At 57.8% G+C, this 20,567-nt stretch carries 22 protein-coding genes and 1 other annotated feature; of the genes, 4 read left to right on the top strand and 18 right to left on the bottom strand.

Annotated features, from left to right (window positions below; translation table 11 throughout):
* Positions 1-180 precede the first annotated feature (180 nt).
* Positions 181-1,365, top strand: a complete 1,185-nt coding sequence (gene emrD / locus LDB27_RS00195) for a multidrug efflux MFS transporter EmrD (RefSeq protein ID WP_000828745.1) — start codon at positions 181-183, stop codon at positions 1,363-1,365.
* Here emrD and LDB27_RS00190 read toward each other — a convergent pair.
* Together LDB27_RS00190 and dsdC are read right to left on the bottom strand one after the other, a co-directional pair.
* Positions 1,292-2,377 (bottom strand): cellulase family glycosylhydrolase, encoded by a 1,086-nt coding sequence (locus LDB27_RS00190; RefSeq protein WP_000238928.1) that lies wholly within the window; start codon positions 2,375-2,377, stop codon positions 1,292-1,294. The genes emrD and LDB27_RS00190 overlap by 74 nt on opposite strands.
* Positions 2,378-2,440: 63 nt before the next feature.
* Positions 2,441-3,364, bottom strand: a complete 924-nt coding sequence (dsdC, locus tag LDB27_RS00185) for a DNA-binding transcriptional regulator DsdC (protein WP_001541637.1) — start codon at positions 3,362-3,364, stop codon at positions 2,441-2,443.
* 225 nt (positions 3,365-3,589) lie between these two features.
* Between dsdC and dsdX the strand changes: the two genes are divergently transcribed.
* Both dsdX and dsdA read left to right on the top strand, forming a co-directional pair.
* On the top strand, positions 3,590-4,927 hold the full coding sequence (gene dsdX / locus LDB27_RS00180) for a D-serine transporter DsdX (protein ID WP_225519903.1): 1,338 nt from the start codon (positions 3,590-3,592) through the stop codon (positions 4,925-4,927).
* A gap of 17 nt (positions 4,928-4,944) precedes the next feature.
* The gene (gene dsdA / locus LDB27_RS00175) at positions 4,945-6,267 is read left to right on the top strand and encodes a D-serine ammonia-lyase (RefSeq protein ID WP_000427989.1); all 1,323 of its coding nucleotides are present in this window, start codon (positions 4,945-4,947) and stop codon (positions 6,265-6,267) included.
* 81 nt (positions 6,268-6,348) lie between these two features.
* Here the strand turns inward: dsdA and LDB27_RS00170 are convergent, their stop codons facing one another.
* From LDB27_RS00170 to ibpA, 6 genes are all read right to left on the bottom strand, one after another.
* Positions 6,349-6,879: a radical SAM protein gene (locus tag LDB27_RS00170; protein ID WP_000147835.1), complete on the bottom strand. Its 531-nt coding sequence runs from the start codon at positions 6,877-6,879 to the stop codon at positions 6,349-6,351.
* The gene (locus LDB27_RS00165; RefSeq protein ID WP_001113454.1) at positions 6,876-7,238 is read right to left on the bottom strand and encodes a DUF202 domain-containing protein; all 363 of its coding nucleotides are present in this window, start codon (positions 7,236-7,238) and stop codon (positions 6,876-6,878) included. The genes LDB27_RS00170 and LDB27_RS00165 overlap by 4 nt, the downstream gene beginning before the upstream one ends.
* Positions 7,228-7,575, bottom strand: coding sequence for a YidH family protein (locus LDB27_RS00160; protein WP_000703964.1), 348 nt, complete (start codon positions 7,573-7,575; stop codon positions 7,228-7,230). The genes LDB27_RS00165 and LDB27_RS00160 overlap by 11 nt, the downstream gene beginning before the upstream one ends.
* Positions 7,576-8,017: 442 nt before the next feature.
* On the bottom strand, positions 8,018-9,679 hold the full coding sequence (locus LDB27_RS00155; RefSeq protein ID WP_001279793.1) for a putative transporter: 1,662 nt from the start codon (positions 9,677-9,679) through the stop codon (positions 8,018-8,020).
* Positions 9,680-9,867: 188 nt separating this feature from the next.
* Entirely contained in the window at positions 9,868-10,296 is a 429-nt protein-coding gene (gene ibpB, locus LDB27_RS00150; protein ID WP_001246919.1) for a small heat shock chaperone IbpB, read from the bottom strand.
* 109 nt (positions 10,297-10,405) lie between these two features.
* Positions 10,406-10,819, bottom strand: a complete 414-nt coding sequence (ibpA, locus tag LDB27_RS00145; protein WP_001532742.1) for a small heat shock chaperone IbpA — start codon at positions 10,817-10,819, stop codon at positions 10,406-10,408.
* Positions 10,813-10,886: a sequence feature (ROSE (Repression Of Heat Shock gene Expression) occurs in the 5'-region of heat shock genes and acts as an RNA thermometer to modulate expression.), on the bottom strand. It overlaps the preceding gene by 7 nt.
* A 242-nt stretch (positions 10,887-11,128) precedes the next feature.
* On the opposite strand from ibpA, the gene LDB27_RS00140 reads away from it, so the two are divergent.
* A complete protein-coding gene (locus tag LDB27_RS00140) occupies positions 11,129-11,461 on the top strand; it encodes a YceK/YidQ family lipoprotein (RefSeq protein ID WP_001543704.1) in 333 nt (110 codons plus the stop codon).
* 1 nt (position 11,462) lies between these two features.
* Here LDB27_RS00140 and LDB27_RS00135 read toward each other — a convergent pair whose 3' ends face one another.
* From LDB27_RS00135 to LDB27_RS00090, 10 genes are all read right to left on the bottom strand, one after another.
* On the bottom strand, positions 11,463-12,689 hold the full coding sequence (locus tag LDB27_RS00135; RefSeq protein WP_000809941.1) for a DUF3748 domain-containing protein: 1,227 nt from the start codon (positions 12,687-12,689) through the stop codon (positions 11,463-11,465).
* A gap of 121 nt (positions 12,690-12,810) precedes the next feature.
* The gene (locus LDB27_RS00130; protein ID WP_225519902.1) at positions 12,811-13,854 is read right to left on the bottom strand and encodes a cytochrome c-type biogenesis protein CcmH; all 1,044 of its coding nucleotides are present in this window, start codon (positions 13,852-13,854) and stop codon (positions 12,811-12,813) included.
* On the bottom strand, positions 13,851-14,408 hold the full coding sequence (gene dsbE, locus LDB27_RS00125) for a thiol:disulfide interchange protein DsbE (RefSeq protein ID WP_000828299.1): 558 nt from the start codon (positions 14,406-14,408) through the stop codon (positions 13,851-13,853). Before dsbE ends, LDB27_RS00130 begins: the two co-directional genes overlap by 4 nt.
* Positions 14,405-16,336: a heme lyase CcmF/NrfE family subunit gene (locus LDB27_RS00120; RefSeq protein WP_225519901.1), complete on the bottom strand. Its 1,932-nt coding sequence runs from the start codon at positions 16,334-16,336 to the stop codon at positions 14,405-14,407. The genes dsbE and LDB27_RS00120 overlap by 4 nt, the downstream gene beginning before the upstream one ends.
* Entirely contained in the window at positions 16,333-16,812 is a 480-nt protein-coding gene (gene ccmE / locus LDB27_RS00115) for a cytochrome c maturation protein CcmE (RefSeq protein WP_001053615.1), read from the bottom strand. Before ccmE ends, LDB27_RS00120 begins: the two co-directional genes overlap by 4 nt.
* Positions 16,809-17,021: a heme exporter protein CcmD gene (gene ccmD, locus LDB27_RS00110; RefSeq protein ID WP_000074110.1), complete on the bottom strand. Its 213-nt coding sequence runs from the start codon at positions 17,019-17,021 to the stop codon at positions 16,809-16,811. Before ccmD ends, ccmE begins: the two co-directional genes overlap by 4 nt.
* Positions 17,018-17,755: a heme ABC transporter permease gene (locus LDB27_RS00105; RefSeq protein ID WP_225519900.1), complete on the bottom strand. Its 738-nt coding sequence runs from the start codon at positions 17,753-17,755 to the stop codon at positions 17,018-17,020. The genes ccmD and LDB27_RS00105 overlap by 4 nt, the downstream gene beginning before the upstream one ends.
* A 51-nt stretch (positions 17,756-17,806) precedes the next feature.
* A complete protein-coding gene (gene ccmB, locus LDB27_RS00100; RefSeq protein WP_000990028.1) occupies positions 17,807-18,466 on the bottom strand; it encodes a heme exporter protein CcmB in 660 nt (219 codons plus the stop codon).
* Positions 18,463-19,080: a cytochrome c biogenesis heme-transporting ATPase CcmA gene (gene ccmA / locus LDB27_RS00095; RefSeq protein ID WP_001530032.1), complete on the bottom strand. Its 618-nt coding sequence runs from the start codon at positions 19,078-19,080 to the stop codon at positions 18,463-18,465. The genes ccmB and ccmA overlap by 4 nt, the downstream gene beginning before the upstream one ends.
* Before the next feature lie 5 nt (positions 19,081-19,085).
* Entirely contained in the window at positions 19,086-20,486 is a 1,401-nt protein-coding gene (locus LDB27_RS00090; protein ID WP_000724469.1) for a cytochrome-c peroxidase, read from the bottom strand.
* Between the last annotated feature and the right edge of the window lie 81 nt (positions 20,487-20,567).

The raw sequence follows: 20,567 nt of genomic DNA, 5'->3' as shown, positions 1-20,567 counted from the left end.
GTAACACATTCTCGGCAACATTTGTTGCCGCTTTTGTTTACATATCCTGCCGTTCCTTCGTCTGCCATTGCTGGTCGCTGTCTGGCCTTCTTTTTCTGGTGTGATAGATTCCTCTCGCATTTATGGGAATGCGCAGCAAGTTATTCTTATTTTTTCTTTTTTTGAAAAGTAATCAGCGAAATGAAAAGGCAGAGAAACGTCAATTTGTTGTTGATGTTGGTGTTACTGGTGGCCGTAGGGCAGATGGCGCAAACCATTTATATTCCCGCCATCGCCGATATGGCACAAGCGCTAAACGTCCGGGAAGGCGCCGTCCAGAGTGTAATGGCTGCTTACCTCCTGACCTACGGCGTCTCGCAACTGTTTTACGGCCCGCTTTCCGACCGGGTTGGGCGCCGACCGGTAATCCTCGTCGGCATGTCTATTTTTATGGTAGCGACTCTGATCGCCATGACCACGCATAGTTTGACGGTGTTGATTGTCGCCAGCGCCATGCAAGGGATGGGAACCGGCGTTGGCGGAGTAATGGCGAGAACGCTCCCGCGCGATCTGTATGAAGGAACGCAACTTCGTCACGCCAATAGCCTGTTAAATATGGGGATTCTGGTCAGCCCGCTGTTAGCGCCGCTGATTGGCGGTCTGCTGGACACCCTGTGGAACTGGCGCGCTTGTTACGCTTTCCTGCTGGTGCTTTGCGCTGGCGTCACCTTCAGCATGGCGCGCTGGATGCCGGAAACCCGCCCCGCCGGCGCGCCGCGCACACGGCTGATCGCCAGCTATAAAACGCTGTTTGGCAACGGCGCATTTAACTGTTATCTGCTGATGCTAATCGGCGGGCTGGCTGGCATTGCGGTCTTTGAAGCCTGTTCCGGCGTGCTGATGGGGGCAGTATTAGGTCTCAGCAGTATGGTGGTAAGCATTCTGTTTATTCTGCCGATTCCGGCGGCGTTCTTCGGCGCCTGGTTTGCCGGACGCCCGAATAAACGCTTCTCAACCCTGATGTGGCAGTCAGTTATTTGCTGTCTGCTGGCAGGCCTTATGATGTGGATTCCCGGCTGGTTTGGCGTGATGAACGTCTGGACGCTACTCATCCCCGCTGCGCTGTTTTTCTTCGGCGCCGGGATGTTATTTCCACTGGCCACCAGCGGCGCGATGGAGCCGTTTCCGTTCCTCGCAGGCACCGCTGGCGCGCTGGTCGGCGGGCTGCAAAATATTGGTTCCGGCGTACTGGCGTGGCTTTCGGCAATGCTGCCGCAAACCGGTCAGGGCAGCCTGGGACTGTTGATGACCCTTATGGGGTTGCTGATCCTGGCGTGCTGGCTGCCGCTGGCGTCACGGATATCGCATCAGGGACAGACGGTTTAACGTTCCCCTCGCCCGGCTTTTTGCCGGGCGTTTCACATTCCGGCGCGATCATCGCATTGAGCAGGGACTCTTGCGCCGGACGCCACGCTCCTTCTTCGCCGTCATAAAACTGTGTGTCCGCGTTTATCGCATACGGGATATGCGCTTTTTTCAGCTCGCAGGCCATAAAACGGGCAAACGCGAACTGTGAAGCGACCGGCGTCATTTTTATCGACTCTCCCGGCGCCCATCCGCCCACCCAGCTTGCATGGCCAGTCTTATGCTGCCAGCGAACCGCAGCGTTGATCCGTGCCCGAATCGCCGCTTTTTCCGCCGCCGTGCCTGATGTCCACGGATATTTACCGCCGCTTTTCAGGGGGCCCCACGGGAAGATGTGCCACTCCGCCAGTACATAGTTCTGGCTTTGCGCCGGCAGTTTAAGCGCCGACAAATCCTCCGGCGCGGCGCGCATGCGGGGGGCAACGAAAATCATCCGCTGTGGATCAATGGCGTGAATCAGGCGGATGGTTTTGTCATATACGCGATTCAGCGACGCCATATTATGATTAAGTTTGTCGGCAGGCTCATAAATGAGATCGAACCCCAGAAGCGGGGATGTCTGACCAAAATAGCGCGCGACCACGCTCCACCAGTTGATCAGCTCCTTTTCATGGCTGGCGCTGGGATCGGTTTTATACGCATCCGCCTGATAGGCAATAATGGGTATGACGCCATAGTATTCGCAGGCTTCTACCAGCTTACGCAAATGGATGAGGCGCGCTTCCGTCGGCGCGCCTGCCACACGGATACGGACATGCGTTAACCCTTTTGCCTTAAAATCCCGCACGACCAGCGGATCAAACTCGCGAATACCCCGTTCCGTTCGCGCCCAGTCAACATCCATCCCAACGCCAAGCTGCTGCGCATAGCGCGCCGCCGTCAAAGGCATCGGTTTCGCATAGACGACCGCGCTGGTCAGCATGAGAGAGGCAATAAGCGGTTTAAACACGACGCCCCCTAAAATTTTTACCACGGTGATAGCACGTATTTAGCATATTCACTCCCGGCAGGTGTAGCGGCAAAGCGTAATAAATCTTCACACCTGTTCCTGCAACCAGCGAATAAATGCCTCGATTTTCGGCCACTGCCTGCCAGGCAGAGTGGTGACATAATAATGCTGATGACATTTCAGCCTCATGTCACCAAAAGGCGCAATCAGTTCGCCGCTGTCGAGACGCTTTTGCACCAGCCGTTTACGCCCCATCGCCACGCCAATGTGGTTCATCGCGGCAATCACCGCTAAATCAGAACGATCGAAGCCAATGCCGGATGAATCCGGCAAATTTACTGCAAAATGCTGCGCCCAACTGTGCCACTCATCGGTGCCCGAATCGTTACTCCACGCTTGTCTGTCGTGTAAGAGCGTACAGTGCCGCAGGTTATTCAGGTTGTCCTGCAAGGCGAAACGTCGGGCGTAATCCGGGCTGCAAACGGGCAAAATCGCCTCATCCATTAAAAAATGGTGCGTGAGCTGCGCCGACGGCGCATCGTCAAAATAGATAGCCAGGTCAATGCCGGCACGCTGTAGGTTAACGTTATCGTTGCCGGTCAGCATAGTGAGAGAAATTGACGGATAGCGACGGGTAAAGTCCCCCAGCGCGGGCACCAGCCAGCACTGGGCGATAGAGGGACGGGAATACACGGTCAACGTGCCGGACAGTTCCTGATTTTTGATATCGAGGATTTCCTGATTCAACGTATCCAGCGACGATTTCAGCGCCCAGAATACCCGTTTGCCTTCATGGGTAAGCTCCACTTTACGGTGAGAGCGGACAAATAGCTGGATTCCCAACTCGGCTTCCAGTTGATTGATACGATGGCTTACCGCACTTGGGCTTAACGACAGCTCATCTGCCGCCAGAGCAAAGGACTGGTGTCTGGCCGCGACTTCAAAAGTATAGAGTTTGGATAACTGCCAGCCGTTGAGTAAGCGGTTTCGGGTATCGCGAAGGGGTTCCATGGCAACCTCAGTCATCTTTTAATTTCCCGAAGTGTAAAAAAACACGCTGAAAAAATCCGCACATAGATGAAGCAAAATGAACCATATCGCAAAATAAAGGCAATATTAGATGGAAATCACATAGTTGATTCAATTTACATCATGTGAATGGCAAATTATATCGTTTGTCAGGAGGTGCTGTTTTTCTGTCCAATAAGAACAGATTAATCACAGGGTAGGTGAGATATGCACGCTCAAATCTGGGTAGTGAGCACGCTGCTGATCAGCATCGTGTTAATCGTATTGACCATCGTGAAGTTTAAATTCCACCCCTTCCTGGCGTTACTGCTCGCCAGTTTCTTTGTCGGCGCGATGATGGGCATGGGGCCGCTGGAGATGGTCACGGCGATAGAAAACGGAATAGGCGGTACGCTCGGTTTTCTGGCCGCCGTTATCGGTCTTGGCACCATCCTCGGCAAAATGATGGAGGTTTCCGGCGCGGCGGAACGCATCGGGCTTACGCTCCAGCGCTGTCGCTGGCTCTCTGCTGACGTGATCATGGTACTGGTGGGACTGATTTGCGGTATCACGTTGTTCGTGGAAGTGGGCGTCGTGTTGCTCATCCCACTGGCGTTTTCTATCGCTAAAAAAACCCATACCTCGCTGCTGAAGCTGGCCATTCCGCTGTGTACCGCGCTGATGGCCGTCCATTGCGTGGTACCGCCGCATCCGGCTGCGCTGTTTGTCGCAAATAAACTGGGGGCGGATATCGGCTCGGTGATTGTCTACGGTCTGCTGGTCGGACTGATGGCCTCATTGGTCGGCGGCCCGCTGTTCTTAAAGTTTCTGGGTAATCGTCTGCCGTTCAAGCCCGTACCGACAGAGTTTGCGGATCTTGAAGTGCGCGCCGAAAACACCCTGCCATCGCTGGGCGCAACGCTATTTACCGTTCTGTTGCCGATTGGCCTGATGCTGGTGAAAACCGTCGCTGAACTGAATATGGCGAAAGACGGCACGTTGTATACGCTGCTGGAGTTTATCGGTAATCCGATCACCGCGATGTTTATCGCTGTCTTTGTAGCGTATTACATACTCGGTCTGCGCCAGCATATGGGGATGAGCGCGCTACTTACCCACACCGAAAACGGCTTTGGCGCCATTGCGAACATCCTGCTGATTATCGGCGCGGGCGGCGCGTTCAACGCCATTCTCAAAAGTAGCGGGCTGGCGGACACGCTGGCGGTGATCCTCTCAAATATGCATATGCACCCGATTCTGCTGGCATGGCTGGTAGCGCTGATTCTGCACGCGGCGGTCGGCTCTGCGACGGTGGCGATGATGGGCGCCACGGCGATTGTTGCGCCCATGCTGCCGCTCTATCCTGACGTCAGCCCGGAGATCATTGCGATTGCCATTGGTTCCGGCGCCATTGGCTGCACGATCGTGACCGATTCCCTGTTCTGGCTGGTCAAGCAGTATTGCGGCGCTACGCTGAATGAAACGTTTAAATACTATACGACGGCCACGTTTATCGCATCTTTCGTTGCACTGGCTGGCACATTCCTGCTTTCCTTTATCATCTGATCGTAAAGAGACGTACTATGGAAAACATACAAAAGCTCATCGCCCGGTATCCTTTGGTCGAGGATCTGGTCGCCCTCAAAGAAACCACCTGGTTTAACCCGGGCGCCACCTCTCTTGCACAAGGTCTACCGTATGTCGGCCTGACGGAGCAGGACGTAAACGCCGCCCATGACCGTCTGGCGCGCTTTGCGCCGTATCTGGCGAAAGCGTTTCCGCAAACCGCTGCCGCTGGCGGCATGATCGAATCTGACGTGGTCGCTATTCCGGCCATGCAAAAGCGGCTGGAAAAAGAGTATGGGCAAACGATCGACGGTGAAATGCTGTTAAAAAAAGACAGTCACCTGGCAATCTCTGGTTCCATTAAAGCGCGCGGCGGCATCTACGAGGTGCTAACGCACGCGGAAAAACTGGCGCTGGAGGCGGGTCTGTTAACCACCGACGATGACTATAGCGTGTTGCTTTCGCCGGAATTTAAACAATTCTTCAGCCAGTACAGTATCGCCGTCGGTTCAACCGGCAATCTGGGGCTATCGATCGGTATCATGAGCGCCTGCATCGGTTTTAAAGTGACGGTACATATGTCTGCCGACGCCCGCGCCTGGAAAAAAGCGAAGCTGCGTAGCCACGGCGTGACGGTCGTGGAATACGAAGATGATTACGGCGTGGCGGTTGAGCAGGGTCGTAAAGCAGCGCAATCCGATCCAAACTGTTTCTTTATCGACGATGAAAACTCCCGCACGCTATTTCTGGGCTATGCGGTAGCGGGTCAGCGTCTGAAAGCGCAATTCGCGCAACAGGGACGCGTCGTTGACGCCAGCCACCCACTGTTTGTTTATCTACCGTGCGGCGTTGGCGGCGGCCCTGGCGGCGTCGCCTTTGGCCTGAAACTGGCATTTGGCGACAACGTCCACTGTTTCTTTGCCGAACCGACCCATTCACCCTGCATGTTACTCGGCGTTTATACCGGTCTGCACGATGCCATCTCAGTACAAGATATCGGTATTGATAACCTGACGGCGGCTGACGGCCTGGCGGTAGGTCGCGCTTCAGGCTTTGTTGGTCGGGCAATGGAGCGTCTGCTTGACGGCCTCTATACCTTAGACGATCAAACAATGTATGACATGCTGGGCTGGCTGGCGCAGGAGGAAGGAATTCGACTGGAGCCATCAGCTCTGGCAGGGATGGCCGGGCCACAGCGCATTTGCGCCGCCACCGTGTATCAGCAAAGGCATGGATTCAGTCAGACGCAGCTCGGCAACGCGACGCATCTGGTATGGGCAACCGGGGGCGGCATGGTGCCGGAGGATGAAATGGAACAATACCTGGCAAAAGGACGCTAATACTCGCTCAGTGCCGGAAAGACGGCAGCGCCATCCGGCACGCCATCGCCTGATGGCGCTACGCTTATCAGGCTTACGACGCTAACGCAGCATCGCCATCAACTCCTCCGGCGAGCGATGCTGTTTCAGTAAATCCCGCATCACCCGCATATGCGGCGAGGAGTAGTTAAAAAAGGTCTGGTAGCCCTCGCAAAGCCGGTTTTTCCCCTGGCTATCCCGATGCTCAGGGCATCCGCCGCCGCAAAATCGTAATAAAGAGCACTTCTGACATTCAGCGCTTAGCGGCGCCTTGTCCGGCGCTTCAACGCCATTCCTGCCGCCGCACCACTGCTGTAGCGTCTCATCAAAAAGGCGGACCGAGATACGCTGAATATCTTCACGTACCCAAATATCAAATACGCTATTTAAAAACCGCCCCCAGTCTGCTGAACACAATGAATCCTCGGTCAACATTCCGTTCCGGTCATGTTCCAACAATGGGATAAAATGGACATTGCGAATGCCGAGCCGTTGTAAGTTACGGTACAGTTGCTGAGGGCGCTGGCTATTCTGGCGATTTACGACGACCTGAATCTGGTCATCACTTACGACAATGTCCTGACGTCCTGTCATATAAAATTCCCGATAAATGCAATAAGTTGGCGAATATGGGTAACAGCAAACAGGATTGCGAGCGACAACACCGCGAGGGAGATCAAAAATTTGTCACGCACGACATGAGTTTCGGAAAAATCGCTATGCGCGACATCCATCAAATTACGACTCAGGGTATAACGCCAAAGAATCACCGCCACTATCGCCAGAACGCTGATCGACACCCAGAACAAGAACCCCGCCTGATGCCAGTGGTGCCTGACGGCTAACGCCATTAACGCCCCGTATCCCAGCAGCGTGCGAAACCAGGCCAGCGAGGTACGTTCCGGTTGCAGCCCCGGATCGTTCTGCCGACGGGCTTTACGACTATCCGGCATACAGTACCAGCCCCATCACTATCACCGCGACAATCATCAAAATAACGCTGATGATCAACAGGCTATGGGTATAAGGCAAATCCTCTTTCAGACGCATCGCTTTTTCATTACGTAACCAGCGTAGATAGCCATAAATCGCCAGGCCGCCCGCAAACAGACAGAGTAATAACGCCAGCAGTTCACGGATCACTGGCGTGGCAAAATCCGGGGCGAGCTGATCAAGACCGACGCCTGCCGCCAGAAATCCCAGCGAGGTGCGAATCCACGCCAGAAAGGTACGCTCATTTGCCAGTGAGAAGCGATAATCCGGCGCTTCTCCGAGGCGGGAAATCTTCATGACGACTCCTTTTACGTTCTTATGTATTCCCGTTCGTTTTCAGAATACCACTCACGTTGTTGCTGATATGCTTCACATTATCCCGCAGCAAGGGAATCTTATTGCAAAATAACTGTAGTTCACTGGTGATGTGTTTCGGCGCAACCGCGCTCATTGCCGCTATTTTTCATTTCAGTTGCGACCTTTTTCAACGCCACCGCCAGGAAAGGCATTATTGCCGAATTAAAAGCTGAAAAACCACCCGTCGCGACGAAAAAAAAGCGAAGAAGATTGATAACTAACTGAAACAAATTGGAATTATGCTCGTTGCCATTACGCTGATTAGCGCGTTCATTGAGGAAAGAGATAAGAAGAAGAGCAGAAGTGTGACCGGTGCGGCGCGCGTTATCCAGCCTGGATTTAACACAGTGCATAGGCCGGATAAGCAACGCGCCATCAGGCGCTAACCCATTCCCCAAAAAATCACCGCCAGCAGTTGTGGCGTGATAATACGCAGGAACATCACTAACGGATAGACAGTCGCGTAAGAGAGCGCCGCCGCGCCGCTGGTGGCATGAAGATTGTTGGCAAATGCCAGCGCTGGCGGATCGGTCATCGAACCGGCCAGCATCCCGCACAGCGTCAGATAGTTCATTTTGGCAAAAATCCGCGCCAGCAAACCGACGGTAATCAGCGGAATAGCGGTGATGAAAATACCATAGCCAATCCAGCTTAATCCTTCGCCCTGCGTCAGCGTATCGACAAAATCGCCGCCGGATTTCAGCCCAACGACCGCCAGAAACAAAACGATGCCTAACTCACGCAGCGCGAGGTTGGCGCTCGGCGGCATAAACCAGTACAGCTTACCGATGCTGCCGATACGCCCCAAAATTAGCGCCATGATCAGCGGCCCGCCGGCCAGCCCCAGTTTTAACGCGACCGGGAATCCCGGCACAAACAACGGGATTGACCCAAGCAGAACCCCTAACCCGATGCCGATAAACACCGGCAGCATCTGCACCTGCTGGAGTTTTTGCTGCGCGTTGCCGACCACATTGGCTACCGCATCAATCGAGGCAGGACGCCCCACCAGATTGAGAATGTCGCCAAACTGCAGGCTGGCGTCGCTACTGGCGACCAGCTCAACGCCCGCGCGGTTAAGACGGGAGATAACCACGTCATAACGCTCTTTAAAGTGCAAATCGCGGATACGTTTGCCGAGCACTTTTTCGTTGGTGACGACCACACGCTCGACGCGTAAATCCGTGCCGCGCGTCGACAACGAGGTGTCCACTTCCTTGCCGATCACCAGTTGCGCGTTATGCAGGTCGGTAGATTGGCCGACGAGGTGCAGCAGGTCGCCTGCCTGGATAATCGTCCCCGGCGACGGCACCATCAGCGTATCGTCGCGTTTCAGGCGTGAGCAAATAATTTTATCGCTGTTCAGGATCGGCACATCCTGGATAGCCATATTATTGAGGTTCGGATTCTCGACACGGATATTCATTGTTTGAATTAATGAATGACCGTTAGCGAGAGAGGATTCGTGCTTCTGCGCCTCCGCCTCGACGTTAACGCGAAAAATCAGCCGCATCAGCCACATGGTGAGCAAAATACCGCAGATGCCAAACGGATACGCCATCGCATAGCTCATCCCCATCTGATCCACCAGATCCACTGGCGTTCCCAGATCGCGCAGGATTTGCTGACCCGCCCCTAACGCAGGCGTATTGGTGACTGCGCCGGAGAAAATCCCCAGCACCACTGGCAGCGGAATAGCGAAAATTTTATGCAGAATCGCGGTGACCAACCCGCCCATAATCACAATCAGAACAGCAAACAGATTGAGACGCAGCCCGGAAACGCGTAGCGAGGCGAAAAACCCCGGCCCCACCTGTATGCCGATGGTATAAACAAAAAGAATCAGGCCGAATTCCTGGATAAAGTGCAGCATATCGCCGCTCAGCGTCACCCCAGCCTGATCGACGAAGTGGCCGACGATAATACCGCCGAACAGAACGCCGCCAATACCAAAGCCGACACCGCGCACTTTAATGTTGCCGATCCATAAACCGACAACCGCCACCAACGCCAGAACGCTGACCGTCAATGCGATATCACTCATCTTTTCTTCCCTGTGAGTAACATTTCAATTTATAGGGATTATGACTGAACCGTTAAGGCATATATACAGCATGGCGCACATTCTCATGTTACAAAACCGCCCAGACGTCCTGACTTCGGCAGCGTCTTACCCTTTTTCGTGGCACAAAAAAGCCCCGCCATCTCTGGCGGGGCAAGGCAAGGAGCTTATTAGCTATTTAATGCGGAGCGTTCGTTAATGGCGATACGCTGCGGCGCAATGGTTTCCGGCTCGTTACGGGTTAAATCAATATGCAGCAGGCCGTTGGTAAACGTCGCGCCGGAAACTTCCATATTCTCAGCCAGCGTAAAGCTCAGGCTAAAAGGCTGCATGACCAGGCCCTGATGTAACCATTTGGGCTCGTTTTCCGGCTGTTCCGGCGTGCCTTTCACCGTCAGGCGCGTGCCTTCCAGTTGAATATCCAGATCTTCCTGACGGAAACCGGCTAACGCTAAGGTAATGCGATAATGGTTATCGTCGCTTTTTTCGATGTTATAGGGCGGGAAGCTCTGGCTTTCGCCGCTGTTTTGCAGCGCATTGGCCAGCTTGTCAAAACCGATCCATTGACGCAGCAGTGGGGATAAATCGTAGTTACGCATAATCATTTCTCCTTCTAAGAAGCGAGTTTTTACCTTCACACTTTACGTGCGAATATGCTCCCTGACGGCGAGCATGGGATGACAGGCCGCGCAACGCGACCCGACGGAATCAGTTAATTTCGATACGGCGCGGTTTGTTCGCTTCCGGAATCACGCGCTCCAGTTCGATATACAGCAGCCCGTTGACCAGGTTTGCGCCGCGAACGTGAATGTTTTCCGCTAACTGGAACTTACGCTCAAAGTTACGCTCGGCAATGCCCTGATACAGGTAAGTACGTTCTTTCTGCTCGTCCGCATGAGCGCCTTTTACCACCAGTAAATTATCCTGGGCAGTAATCTCCAGTTCGCTTTCCGCGAAACCGGCAACGGCAATGGCGATGCGGTAGTGGTTTTCGTCTACCAGCTCAACGTTGTACGGAGGGTAGCCGCCATTACTTTGGCTTTGGTTATTTTCAAGCAGGTTAAACAGACGGTCAAAACCAATGGCAGAACGGTACAGCGGGGATAAATCAAAGTTACGCATAATCATAAACTCCTGAAATCAGCGAGAATGTCAGACCTTCCATCATGGACAGGCCAGGATTGCCAGAACACCCATCAGGCGTGCCCTTCTATTCACTACGTCTTATAAATGGGTCTGAATACGTACTTTTCAAGTATTTTAATCCGACTTTTTTTTGCAGTTTATTGGCTATTGCATAGACTGGTTGGGACAGCACTGATTGTTAAAGTGCGATTACTGCCACAGTGCCGCGTACTGGTGATGTTATTTTTAGCAACGGATCGCTATAACTCATCATGCAAATAACGACAACCAACAGATGAATGAGTGATGATAAAAAACGTGTTGTTAACGCTGATAATATGGAATGGGATGCTTTTATTAGGCGGTTGTTCAAGCGTCATGTCGCACACCGGCGGTAAAGAGGGTACTTATCCTGGCACGCGCGCCAGCGCTACGATGATCGGTAACGATGAGACAAACTGGGGCACCAAATCGTTGGCTATCCTGGATATGCCGTTTACCGCCGTGATGGATACGATCCTTCTGCCGTGGGACATCTTCCGCAAAGACAGTTCGGTAAGATCGCGCGTAGAGAAAAGCGAGGAGGAGACGAAAATGACCAATGCCGTCATCCCCCCGGCGAAGATGCCTCCTCCCTGATCTATCGCCCGGTTTCCGTCACCCATAGCTGACGGAACCCTTTCACCTCTTCCATCCATGCGACGTGTCGCCCATCCGGTGAAAAAACGACGGCGTCCGCAGACGGCGGGTTGTCGTGCCTGGCGGTTAAGAAGTCGATCCTCCCACTTTGTGCGTCGCAGCAGGCAATCCGATTTTCCAGCACCAGTCCCAGCCATTTACCCGACGGATGCCAGTTAAACGCTGACTGTACGCCGGTCGCATGATGCGTTAACTGCCGGGGCTCGCCTCCCTGCGGCGATATCAGCCACAGTTGCGCTACGCCGTTATCGTCCCGCATCAAAAAGGCGATCGCCGTCGCCTGCGGATTACTGCGGACCCAGTGGCGTGGTTCGTTAGTGAGCCCAGGGTAAACACGCTGGTGAGTAAAGGTAAGACGCCGCTGAACTACGCCCAACGGCGGCGATGGCATCGTTGATTCGGTTCCCGTCAGCGGCGTGTCGCCTGCCTGTTTCCAGCCGTTTTCATGACACGGTAAATCGACAATAAACAGCTCCGGGACTTTTTTGCCCGTCAGCGACAGCGTATCGCCAATAAAGGCGATCTGGCGGTTGCCCACCCAGCCCTCTTCATAGGCGCGGTTAATGTCATCGCTGCCAGGTCTCGGCGCAGGCGTCGTGCGGCTAACCAGTACGCACCAGTGGCTACCGCTGTATTCGCGCGGATGCTGAACCGGCACCGTAACCGGCCCATACGGCACGGCCACGCCGACATTACGCAGATCCAGCGCCGGATCTCGCTCATGCAGAACGTGGTCATTATAGGTAAAACTCACCAGCTCGCCGTTCGGGCTAAATACATGGACGTGGCTGCCGCCGCGCAGCGCGCCGGGAGTATACGGCGCAGTAATATCCATCGCATCGAGGTTAGTCACGCCCCCCGGCGTTGCAATAACGCCCCGACGGTGGTGGAAATCGTAATGCCACGTCTCATCAGGGTTTTCAGGGCCATGAATAAACACATAGTGATTGTCGGCAGGATGCACCGTCACCACGCCGACATGCGCGCCCTGCACGGCGCGATAAATCACCTCCACGTCGCCGGTATGCACATTGACACGCTCAATGGTCTTGCCCGTAAATGACGCGCCTGAAGGCCGTACATCAAAGACCAGCCACTGGCTGTCAGGTGTCCAGGTATTGGTGTTGGTAAGCTGGTGATGGCGCGGCGTAAAGGTGATTTGTTTCATAGGATGTCCTGATAAGAGACGATGCTCGCCATCATACTTCACACGGGCTTCACTTTCAGGCTTTAGCGTATCGTTGAGATAGCCAGGCCCGATGGCGCCACGCCACCGGGCCGTCAGGGCATTATTTCTCCTGCGCCAGCCGGATACTGCGCTCTATCACCGCCCGCCGGGCGTCACCCGCCGGCAGCAGCTTCAGCATCATCTCCCAGGCCGCCACCGCCTCGCCAAAGCGCTGCTGCTCAAAGGCGCTGAACGCATACAGGCTTAACACCCGGATATCCGTGTGGTCACGGCTCACCAGCCGGCGCAGCAGCTCCCCGCCGCGGCGGTTATCCTCCGGGTCGGACGAGCGCGTCAGCGCCTCCGCGTAGCCCAGCGCCGCATCGCTGTTTTTCGGGTCCAGGCGGTAGGCGTTCGCATACGCCCCGGTGGCGGTACCGGCATTACCCAGTACCATACCGGTGCGCCCCAGCATGAGCCAGCCCTCAACATTGCCGGCATCATTCTGCAGGCGGGTGCGCAGCCCCAGCGCCAGCCGCGCCATCTCCTCTTCATTCAGCGGCTGCGCCTGCGGGTCCAGCGCCCGCGCCAGCAGCCCGGGCGTCTGCGCCGTCGCCTGCTGCCAGGCCCTGACCTGCTGATAGCTGCCGGTCTGTGAGTAACTGATGGCGGCCACGACCAGCGCAATGACGGCCCCCGGCACGTAAACGCCCCACCCGGCGCGCGCGCCGCAAACCGGGGTGTCCGCCGGCAGCGGCTCCCGGCGCAGGCGCACCCGCCGGCGCGTCCGGGCAACGATTATCCACCCGCCCGCCACGATGGCGGCCAGCGGCAGCACCCACAGCAGCACCGTCAGCGGGGTCAGCGGCGGGTCGTAGGTGACAAAGTTGCCGTAGCGCGCCACCATGTAATCGATGATTTCCTGGCGGCTCTTCCCCTCCTGCATCAGGTCATACACCCTGCGGCGCATGTCGGTGGCTATCATCGCGTTCGAGTCCGCAATGCTGTTGTTCTGGCATTTCGGGCAGCGCAGCTGCTCCGTGAGCTGGCGGAACTGCTGCTCCTGCGCTTCATCTTTAAACGGCATCACGTCGGTGGTCGCCCGCGCTGACCCGGAGATAACCAGCGCCAGCATCAGCATCACCATGCCCGGTAACAGTCTCATTGCGCCGCCTCCCGGCTGTATCTGTCCCACAGCGGTTTCAGTTCACTTTCCCATACCCGGGCATTCAAATCGCCCGCATGGCGGTAGCGGATAATCCCCCTGCCGTCGATGAGGAAGGTTTCCGGCGCGCCGTACACGCCCAGGTCCAGCCCCAGCATCCCGTCGCTGTCCGATAAACTCAGCGCATACGGGTTACCCAGTTCCTTTAACCAGGCCACCGCCTTCGCCCGGTCGTCCTTATAGTTCAGCCCGACCACCCGGATACCCTGCGCGGCCAGCCGGTTCAGGTACTGATGCTCGGCGCGGCAGGTCGGGCACCAGGTGGCCCAGACGTTAAGCAGCACCGGTTTCCCCTGCGTCAGCACCTCCGCCTGGTAGTACTGACCCGGCGTCTCCAGCGATTCCAGGCGGAACGCCGGCACCGGCTTTCCGGTCAGTGCCGATTCGAGATTCGTCGGGTCATCCCCCTGCGCGTTGCGCGCCAGCTGCCACAGCAGCGCCGCGGCAATCAGCAGAAAAATCAGCAGCGGTAATAACAGTACGTTGCGTTTCATCCGGCCTCCGGCAATGGTTTACGGCGGCGGTAGCGCGGGTCCGCCAGGCACAGCAGCCCGCCCAGCGCCATCAGCAGCCCCCCGGCCCATATCCAGCGGACAAACGGTTTGTAGTACAGGCGCACGGCCCACGCGCCGTTGTCCAGCTCCTCCCCGAGCGCGGCGTACAGGTCGCGGGTCAGCCCGCCGTCAATCGCCGCCTCGGTCATCACCATCCGGCTGGTGTTGTAGAGCCGTTTCTCCGCGTGCAGCACCGCCTCCGGCTCGCCGTGGCGCGTCACCCCGATGAGGGCCACCCCGCCACGGTAGTTGGGGCCGGTGATGTCCCGCACCTCCCGGAAGGTGAAGCGGTAGTCGTGAATGGTCACGCTGTCGCCCGCCCGCATCCGCACGTCACGCTCCACGCTGTAATTCTGGCTGAAGGCGATGCCGGTAATCGTCACCGCCAGCCCGAGGTGCGCCGCCACCATTCCCAGGTAGCTGAGGGAAATCCTGGCGCCGCGGGACACGCGCTGTACGGCTTCGGCCACCGCCAGCACCGCAATCCAGCAGGCCATCGCCATCCCCACCGCCGTCATGGCGATGATTTTATCTTCCAGCAGCCATGGCAAAAGTACCGACAGCACCAGGGTGGAGACCAGGGCGGTGAGCAGCAGTTTCCTGATGTTACGCGGCCGGTCCCGGCCCCAGCGCACCAGCGGCCCCACCCCCAGCAGCAGGGCAAAGGGGACCATCAGCCAGGTGAACATGGTGTTAAAGAACGGCTCCCCCACCGAAATGCTGCCCAGCCCCAGCTGTTTGTGCACCAGCGGCAGCAGGGTGCCCAGCAGCACCACCAGCATGGCGGCCATCAGCAGGACATTATTGCCGAGCAGCAGCGACTCGCGCGACCACAGCGTGTTGTTCACCCGCGAACGCACCCGGTGCCCGCGCACGGCGAACAGCAGCAGCGAGCCGCCGGTGACCAGCACCATAAAGGCGAGGATAAACATCCCGCGTGCCGGGTCGGAGGCGAAGGCGTGCACCGACACCAGCACCCCGGAGCGCACCAGGAAGGTGCCCAGCAGGCACAGCGAGAAGGCGCAGATGGACAGCAGCAGCGTCCACGCCCTGAAGCCGGCGCGCTGTTCCGTGACCGCCAGCGAGTGCAGCAGGGCGGTGCCCGCCAGCCACGGCATAAAGGAGGCGTTCTCCACCGGGTCCCAGAACCACCAGCCGCCCCAGCCCAGCTCGTAGTAGGCCCACGCCGAGCCGAGCACGATGCCCAGCGTCAGGAACACCCACGCCGCCAGCGTCCACGGGCGGGCAAAACGGGTGAACGCGCTGTCCAGACGCCCGCTCAGCAGCGCGGCGATGGCGAAGGCGAAGGCCACCGAGAAGCCGACATAGCCCATGTACAGCAGCGGCGGGTGGAAAATCAGCCCCGGGTCCTGCAGCAGCGGGTTCAGGTCGCGCCCCTCCACCGGAAAGGCCGGCAGCGTGCGGGCGAACGGGCTGGAAGTGAACAGGATGAACGCCAGAAAACCGGCGCAGACCATTCCCATCACCGCCAGCACCCGGGCGACGATATCCGCCGGCACCGGCCGGCTGAACACCGCCACCGCCAGGGTCCAGCCGCTCATCAGCAGCACCCACAGCAGCAGCGAGCCCTCGTGCGCTCCCCAGGTGGCGGCCACCCGGTACCACACCGGCAGCTGCGTGTTCGAGTTGCCGGCGACATAGGCCACGGTGAAGTCGTTAACCACAAAGGCGTGCACCAGCACGAAAAACGCGCCCGCCACGCAGATAAACAGCAGCCAGGCGAACACCCCGGCCGACGCCATCATCCGCGCGTCGCCGCGCGCCACGCCCCACAGCGGGTAAACGGACAGCAGCAGCGCCACGCCGAGCGCCAGGCACAGCAGCGCGTGGCCGTATTCAGGCATCATGATGAGGTGTCCTTATCAGCGCGTTGCGGGCGGCGGTGGTTTTCCTGCATCGCCTTTTCCACTTCCGGCGGGGTGTAGTTCTCGTCATGCTTGGCCAGCACCTCCTGCGCCAGGACGTGGTTGCCCTTCTCCAGGGTGCCCTGCACCACCACCCCCTGCCCCTCGCGGAACAGGTCCGGCAGTATCCCCTCATAGCTCACCGTCACCGCCCCTTCGGCGTCGTAGAGGCTGAAGTTCACCTTCAGCGAGTCCGGGGCGCGCCTGACGCTGCCGGGCATCACCATCCCGCCGACGCGCAGGCGCTGGCCCGCCGCCGGCAGCTGCTGCGTCTCGCGCTTGCCGTAGAGAATTTCGCCGGGGGTATAGAACAGGTCGATATTCGCGCGCAGCGCGTACAGGACCAGGGCGGTGGTCAGCCCCAGGCCCGCCAGCACCGCGCAGACCACCCATAGCCGGTTTTTACGTCGCAGGTTCACGCCGCCTCCTGTTGCGCCTGTGCGGCACGCATCCGCGCCTCGCGCGCCCGCTGCTGCGCCACGCCGCGCAGAATGGCCCGGCGCTGCAGCACCGTGTGCAGCGCCAGCAGCGCCAGCGGCGCCACGGTCATCGCCACCGCCAGCCAGACAAAAAAGGCGTACCCGCCCATGGCGAAAAAATCGCTCCACGATGAAAATGCCGGACTCACCGGTGCCCCCTTTTCAGTATCAGTTCGCTCACCCACGGGCGGCGTTTTTCCATCAGTAAAATCAGGTTGCGCATCCGCATCAGCGCCAGCGTCATAAAGAGCAGCAGGTAGCCGGCGATGGCCCAGCGCAGCGGCGAGCGCATCGCCGGGTCGATACTCTGCTGCATCTGCGTCGAGCCCTGGTGCAGGGTGTTCCACCACTCGACGGAATAGTGGATAACCGGCAGGTTCACCACGCCGACCAGCACCAGAATGCCCGCCGCGCGCCCGGCCATTTTACGGTCGTCAAAGGCGTGCCACAGGGCGATGACCCCGGCGTAGAGAAACAGCAGCACCAGCTCCGAGGTCAGGCGCGCGTCCCACACCCACCAGGTGCCCCACATCGGTTTGCCCCACGCCGCGCCGGTGACCAGCGCGATGAAGGTGTACACCGCCCCCACCGGCGCCATCGCCGCGACGGCAAGGCTGGCCATTTTCATCTGCCAGACCAGCCCGGTAAACGCCGCCACCGCCATCGCCGCATAGATACCCATTGACCAGATGGCCGCCGGGACATGCAGGTACATAATGCGGTAGCCCTCCCCCTGCTGGTAGTCCGCCGGGGCGAAACCAAAGCCCCGGGCCCAGCCGGTGGCCAGCACGATGATGCCGGCCGCCGCCAGCCACGGCACGAGCCTGCCGCAAATCTGATACAGCCGGGGCGGCGCCGCCAGCTGATGAAGGGTTTTCCACATAGTCGTCACCTGACCTCCTGAAACCAGTAAAATGTCCGTCGCGCCGGAGCGCTACTGCACGCTGAGGCGCAGCGCCGCCGCGGTGGCGAACGGGCTTAACGTCGCGCTGCCCGCCAGCAGCGCCCCCAGCACCGCCAGATAGCCGTCAGCGGGTAAATGCATCGATGCCGCGTCCATCGCCGCGGCGGCGAAAATCAGCACCGGGACACTCAGCGGCAGCACCAGAATGCCCAGCAGGACGCCGCCGCGCCGCAGGCCGGCCGTCAGCGCAACGCCCGGCGCGGCGAGAAACCCCAGCGCCGGCGTGCCGAGCAGCAGCGTCAGCGCCATGATTTTCCAGCCGTACACGTCCATCCCCAGCAGCAGCGCCACCAGCGGGGAGAGCATAATCAGCGGCAGGCCGGTCACCGCCCAGTGGGCCAGCACCTTCGCCAGCACCACCGCCGGCAGCGGCACCGGCAGCAGCATCAGCTGCTCCAGGCTGCCGTCCTGCAGGTCGTCGCGAAACAGCCGCTCCAGCGCCAGCAGCGAGGCCAGCAGCGCCGCCACCTGGATGATGCCCGGCGCGATACGCGCCAGCAGCTGCGGCTGCGGCCCGACGCTTAACGGAAACAGGGTGATGACCATCAGGAAGAACCACAGCGGGCCGGCGATGTCCGCGCCGTGGCGGAACGCCACGCGCAGTTCGAGACAGAAGACACGCCACATCACAGCCCAGCCTCCCCGCCGGTCAGCGCCAGGCGGCGGACGGTGTCCGCGGCCCCCGGCAACGGCTGGTGGGTGGTGAGAATGACCATCCCGCCCTGCGCCGTGTGCGCCGCCATCCGCCGGGTGAGGCGCGCCACGCCGTTAACGTCAATGGCGGTGAACGGCTCGTCGAGCACCCACAGCGCGGCGCGGGTCAGCCACAGGCGGGCCAGCGCCACCCGGCGCTGCTGCCCGGCCGAAAGCCGGGCGACCGGCACGTCCTCAAATCCCGCCAGCCCGGCCTGCGCCAGCGCCTCCGGGAGACGCGCGCCGTCGCCGGGGTGGAAGAAATGCAGGTTCTCCCGCGCCGTCAGGCGGGTTTTAATCCCCGGCTGGTGCCCTATCCACAGCAGGCCGGAATGGAAGCTGTCGCGCACGCGGCGCAGGGGTTCGCCCTGCCAGTACACCTCGCCGCCGTCCGGACGCGCCAGCCCGGTCAGCAGGCGCAGCAGGGTGGTTTTTCCGGCGCCGTTGCCGCCGGTGACCTGCACCCACTCCCCGGCCTCCACGGTGAACGACAGCCCGCTGAACAGCGTCCTCTCGTCCCGCTCGCAGTACAGATCTCTGGCTTCAAGCATCATTGTCATTGCGCATATTCAGGTTGATATGGCGTATAAACACCGGTCAGGCTTTCCAGGAAGGCGACGATATCGTCAATATCGTTTTGCGGCAGATCTGTGCCAACCTGGTAACGCAGCATCAGTTTTACCGCGCCATCCAGCGTCGGTACGTCGCCCCGATGGAAATAAGGCGCTGTTAACGCGACGTTGCGTAAGCCCGGGACTTTTTGCCGTAATTTATCGCGAACCTCTTTGGTGACGTTCATACGACCAATATCCGCTGCGGTAATTTCGCCAAAATTAAAGTCTCGCTTTAATCCCAATGGTTCAAAAGAGCGCCCGCCTAAAATGATACCGCCGTGACAGGTTGCACATTTATTTTCTTTAAATAATTGATAACCGTGTTTCTGTTGCGCAGTCAGCGCATTTTCATCTCCACGTAGCCATTTATCAAAGGCGGAATCCGGCGTTATCAACGTTTTTTCAAATTCGGCGATCGCATCAGTAATATTTTCCCCGGTAAATCCTTGCGGATAAACCGCCTGGAAATCTTTTTTCAGGACAGGATCTTTATCAAGCTTGCTAATAATTTCATCCCAGGATTTAGAAGCCATTTCAATAGGATTTAACGGCGGTCCGCCTGCTTGCTCCTGCAGGGTTGCAGCACGACCATCCCAAAATTGTTCGATATTAAATACGGAGTTGAATACCGTCGGCGCATTTATTGGTCCTACCGCACCGCCAACGCCAATTGAGGTTTTTCTGCCATCGACACCGCCCGCATTTAACGCGTGACAATGCGCACAGGATATTGTGCTGTCGCCGGATAAACGTTCATCATGATAAAGACGGAAACCTAAGTCGACTTTTTTCGCATCGACGGGAATATTGCGCGGAATAGGCTGAACGGGTTCATTCCGGTGCGCGGCGTCGGTATCGGCGCTGGCATAGTTGCGCTCACGCTGATCGGCTATCCAGTTCAGGATGTCAGTACGCTCTTTATCGCTGACGCCCCCCGCCCAGTGCAGCGCGACATAGCGGGTTGGCGGCATAGTCTGATGTTGCATAACCCATTCAATTTTATTCAGTTCGCTTTGCGGCACCGGCGTATCCGCAATCAGGGCGGCCCGTACCGCCTCCAGGTTAAACGATTTGTAGCCGAGCTGGATATCGTAATCCATTAGCTGCTTTGCCACCGGAAAAGAGGAATAAAAAGGTAATTCAGCGGAAGGCGTATGACAATAATCACATCCTTTCTCCCTGAAATAACCCAGTATTTTATTATTTTCACCCACAACCGAGGCCTGCACATCGCTTTTTTTACTGCGCTGTTTGTCGTAATACCATACATACCCGGACAAACCTAAATAACATAACAGCCCAACGGTGATAACCGTTGTCGCATAGAGGGTAATTTTTTTCATATCACTATCCTTATGGGGTATTGCGGCATGATTAATTAAATTTTATTTTTTTACTCATGAGGCCCGTCAATACTAAATACA

Source organism: Salmonella sp. JXY0409-18 (assembly GCF_020268625.1).
Classification (GTDB): domain Bacteria; phylum Pseudomonadota; class Gammaproteobacteria; order Enterobacterales; family Enterobacteriaceae; genus Salmonella; species Salmonella enterica.
The sequence above is the reverse complement of the archived record's forward strand: the minus strand, read 5'-3'. Positions and strand labels throughout refer to the sequence as shown.

What these genes read in the sequence shown, in the direction of transcription:
- LDB27_RS00155 (WP_001279793.1), bottom strand. Translation starts at nt 9,679, where the DNA reads ATGAGTGATATCGCATTGACGGTCAGCGTTCTGGCGTTGGTGGCGGTT.
- LDB27_RS00090 (WP_000724469.1), bottom strand. Translation starts at nt 20,486, where the DNA reads ATGAAAAAAATTACCCTCTATGCGACAACGGTTATCACCGTTGGGCTG.
- LDB27_RS00105 (WP_225519900.1), bottom strand. Translation starts at nt 17,755, where the DNA reads ATGTGGAAAACCCTTCATCAGCTGGCGGCGCCGCCCCGGCTGTATCAG.
- dsdA (WP_000427989.1), top strand. Translation starts at nt 4,945, where the DNA reads ATGGAAAACATACAAAAGCTCATCGCCCGGTATCCTTTGGTCGAGGAT.
- LDB27_RS00165 (WP_001113454.1), bottom strand. Translation starts at nt 7,238, where the DNA reads ATGCCGGATAGTCGTAAAGCCCGTCGGCAGAACGATCCGGGGCTGCAA.
- LDB27_RS00140 (WP_001543704.1), top strand. Translation starts at nt 11,129, where the DNA reads ATGATAAAAAACGTGTTGTTAACGCTGATAATATGGAATGGGATGCTT.
- ibpB (WP_001246919.1), bottom strand. Translation starts at nt 10,296, where the DNA reads ATGCGTAACTACGATTTATCCCCACTGCTGCGTCAATGGATCGGTTTT.
- emrD (WP_000828745.1), top strand. Translation starts at nt 181, where the DNA reads ATGAAAAGGCAGAGAAACGTCAATTTGTTGTTGATGTTGGTGTTACTG.
- LDB27_RS00120 (WP_225519901.1), bottom strand. Translation starts at nt 16,336, where the DNA reads ATGATGCCTGAATACGGCCACGCGCTGCTGTGCCTGGCGCTCGGCGTG.
- dsdC (WP_001541637.1), bottom strand. Translation starts at nt 3,364, where the DNA reads ATGGAACCCCTTCGCGATACCCGAAACCGCTTACTCAACGGCTGGCAG.
- ccmA (WP_001530032.1), bottom strand. Translation starts at nt 19,080, where the DNA reads ATGCTTGAAGCCAGAGATCTGTACTGCGAGCGGGACGAGAGGACGCTG.
- dsdX (WP_225519903.1), top strand. Translation starts at nt 3,590, where the DNA reads ATGCACGCTCAAATCTGGGTAGTGAGCACGCTGCTGATCAGCATCGTG.
- LDB27_RS00135 (WP_000809941.1), bottom strand. Translation starts at nt 12,689, where the DNA reads ATGAAACAAATCACCTTTACGCCGCGCCATCACCAGCTTACCAACACC.
- LDB27_RS00130 (WP_225519902.1), bottom strand. Translation starts at nt 13,854, where the DNA reads ATGAGACTGTTACCGGGCATGGTGATGCTGATGCTGGCGCTGGTTATC.
- LDB27_RS00170 (WP_000147835.1), bottom strand. Translation starts at nt 6,879, where the DNA reads ATGACAGGACGTCAGGACATTGTCGTAAGTGATGACCAGATTCAGGTC.
- dsbE (WP_000828299.1), bottom strand. Translation starts at nt 14,408, where the DNA reads ATGAAACGCAACGTACTGTTATTACCGCTGCTGATTTTTCTGCTGATT.
- LDB27_RS00160 (WP_000703964.1), bottom strand. Translation starts at nt 7,575, where the DNA reads ATGAAGATTTCCCGCCTCGGAGAAGCGCCGGATTATCGCTTCTCACTG.
- ibpA (WP_001532742.1), bottom strand. Translation starts at nt 10,819, where the DNA reads ATGCGTAACTTTGATTTATCCCCGCTGTACCGTTCTGCCATTGGTTTT.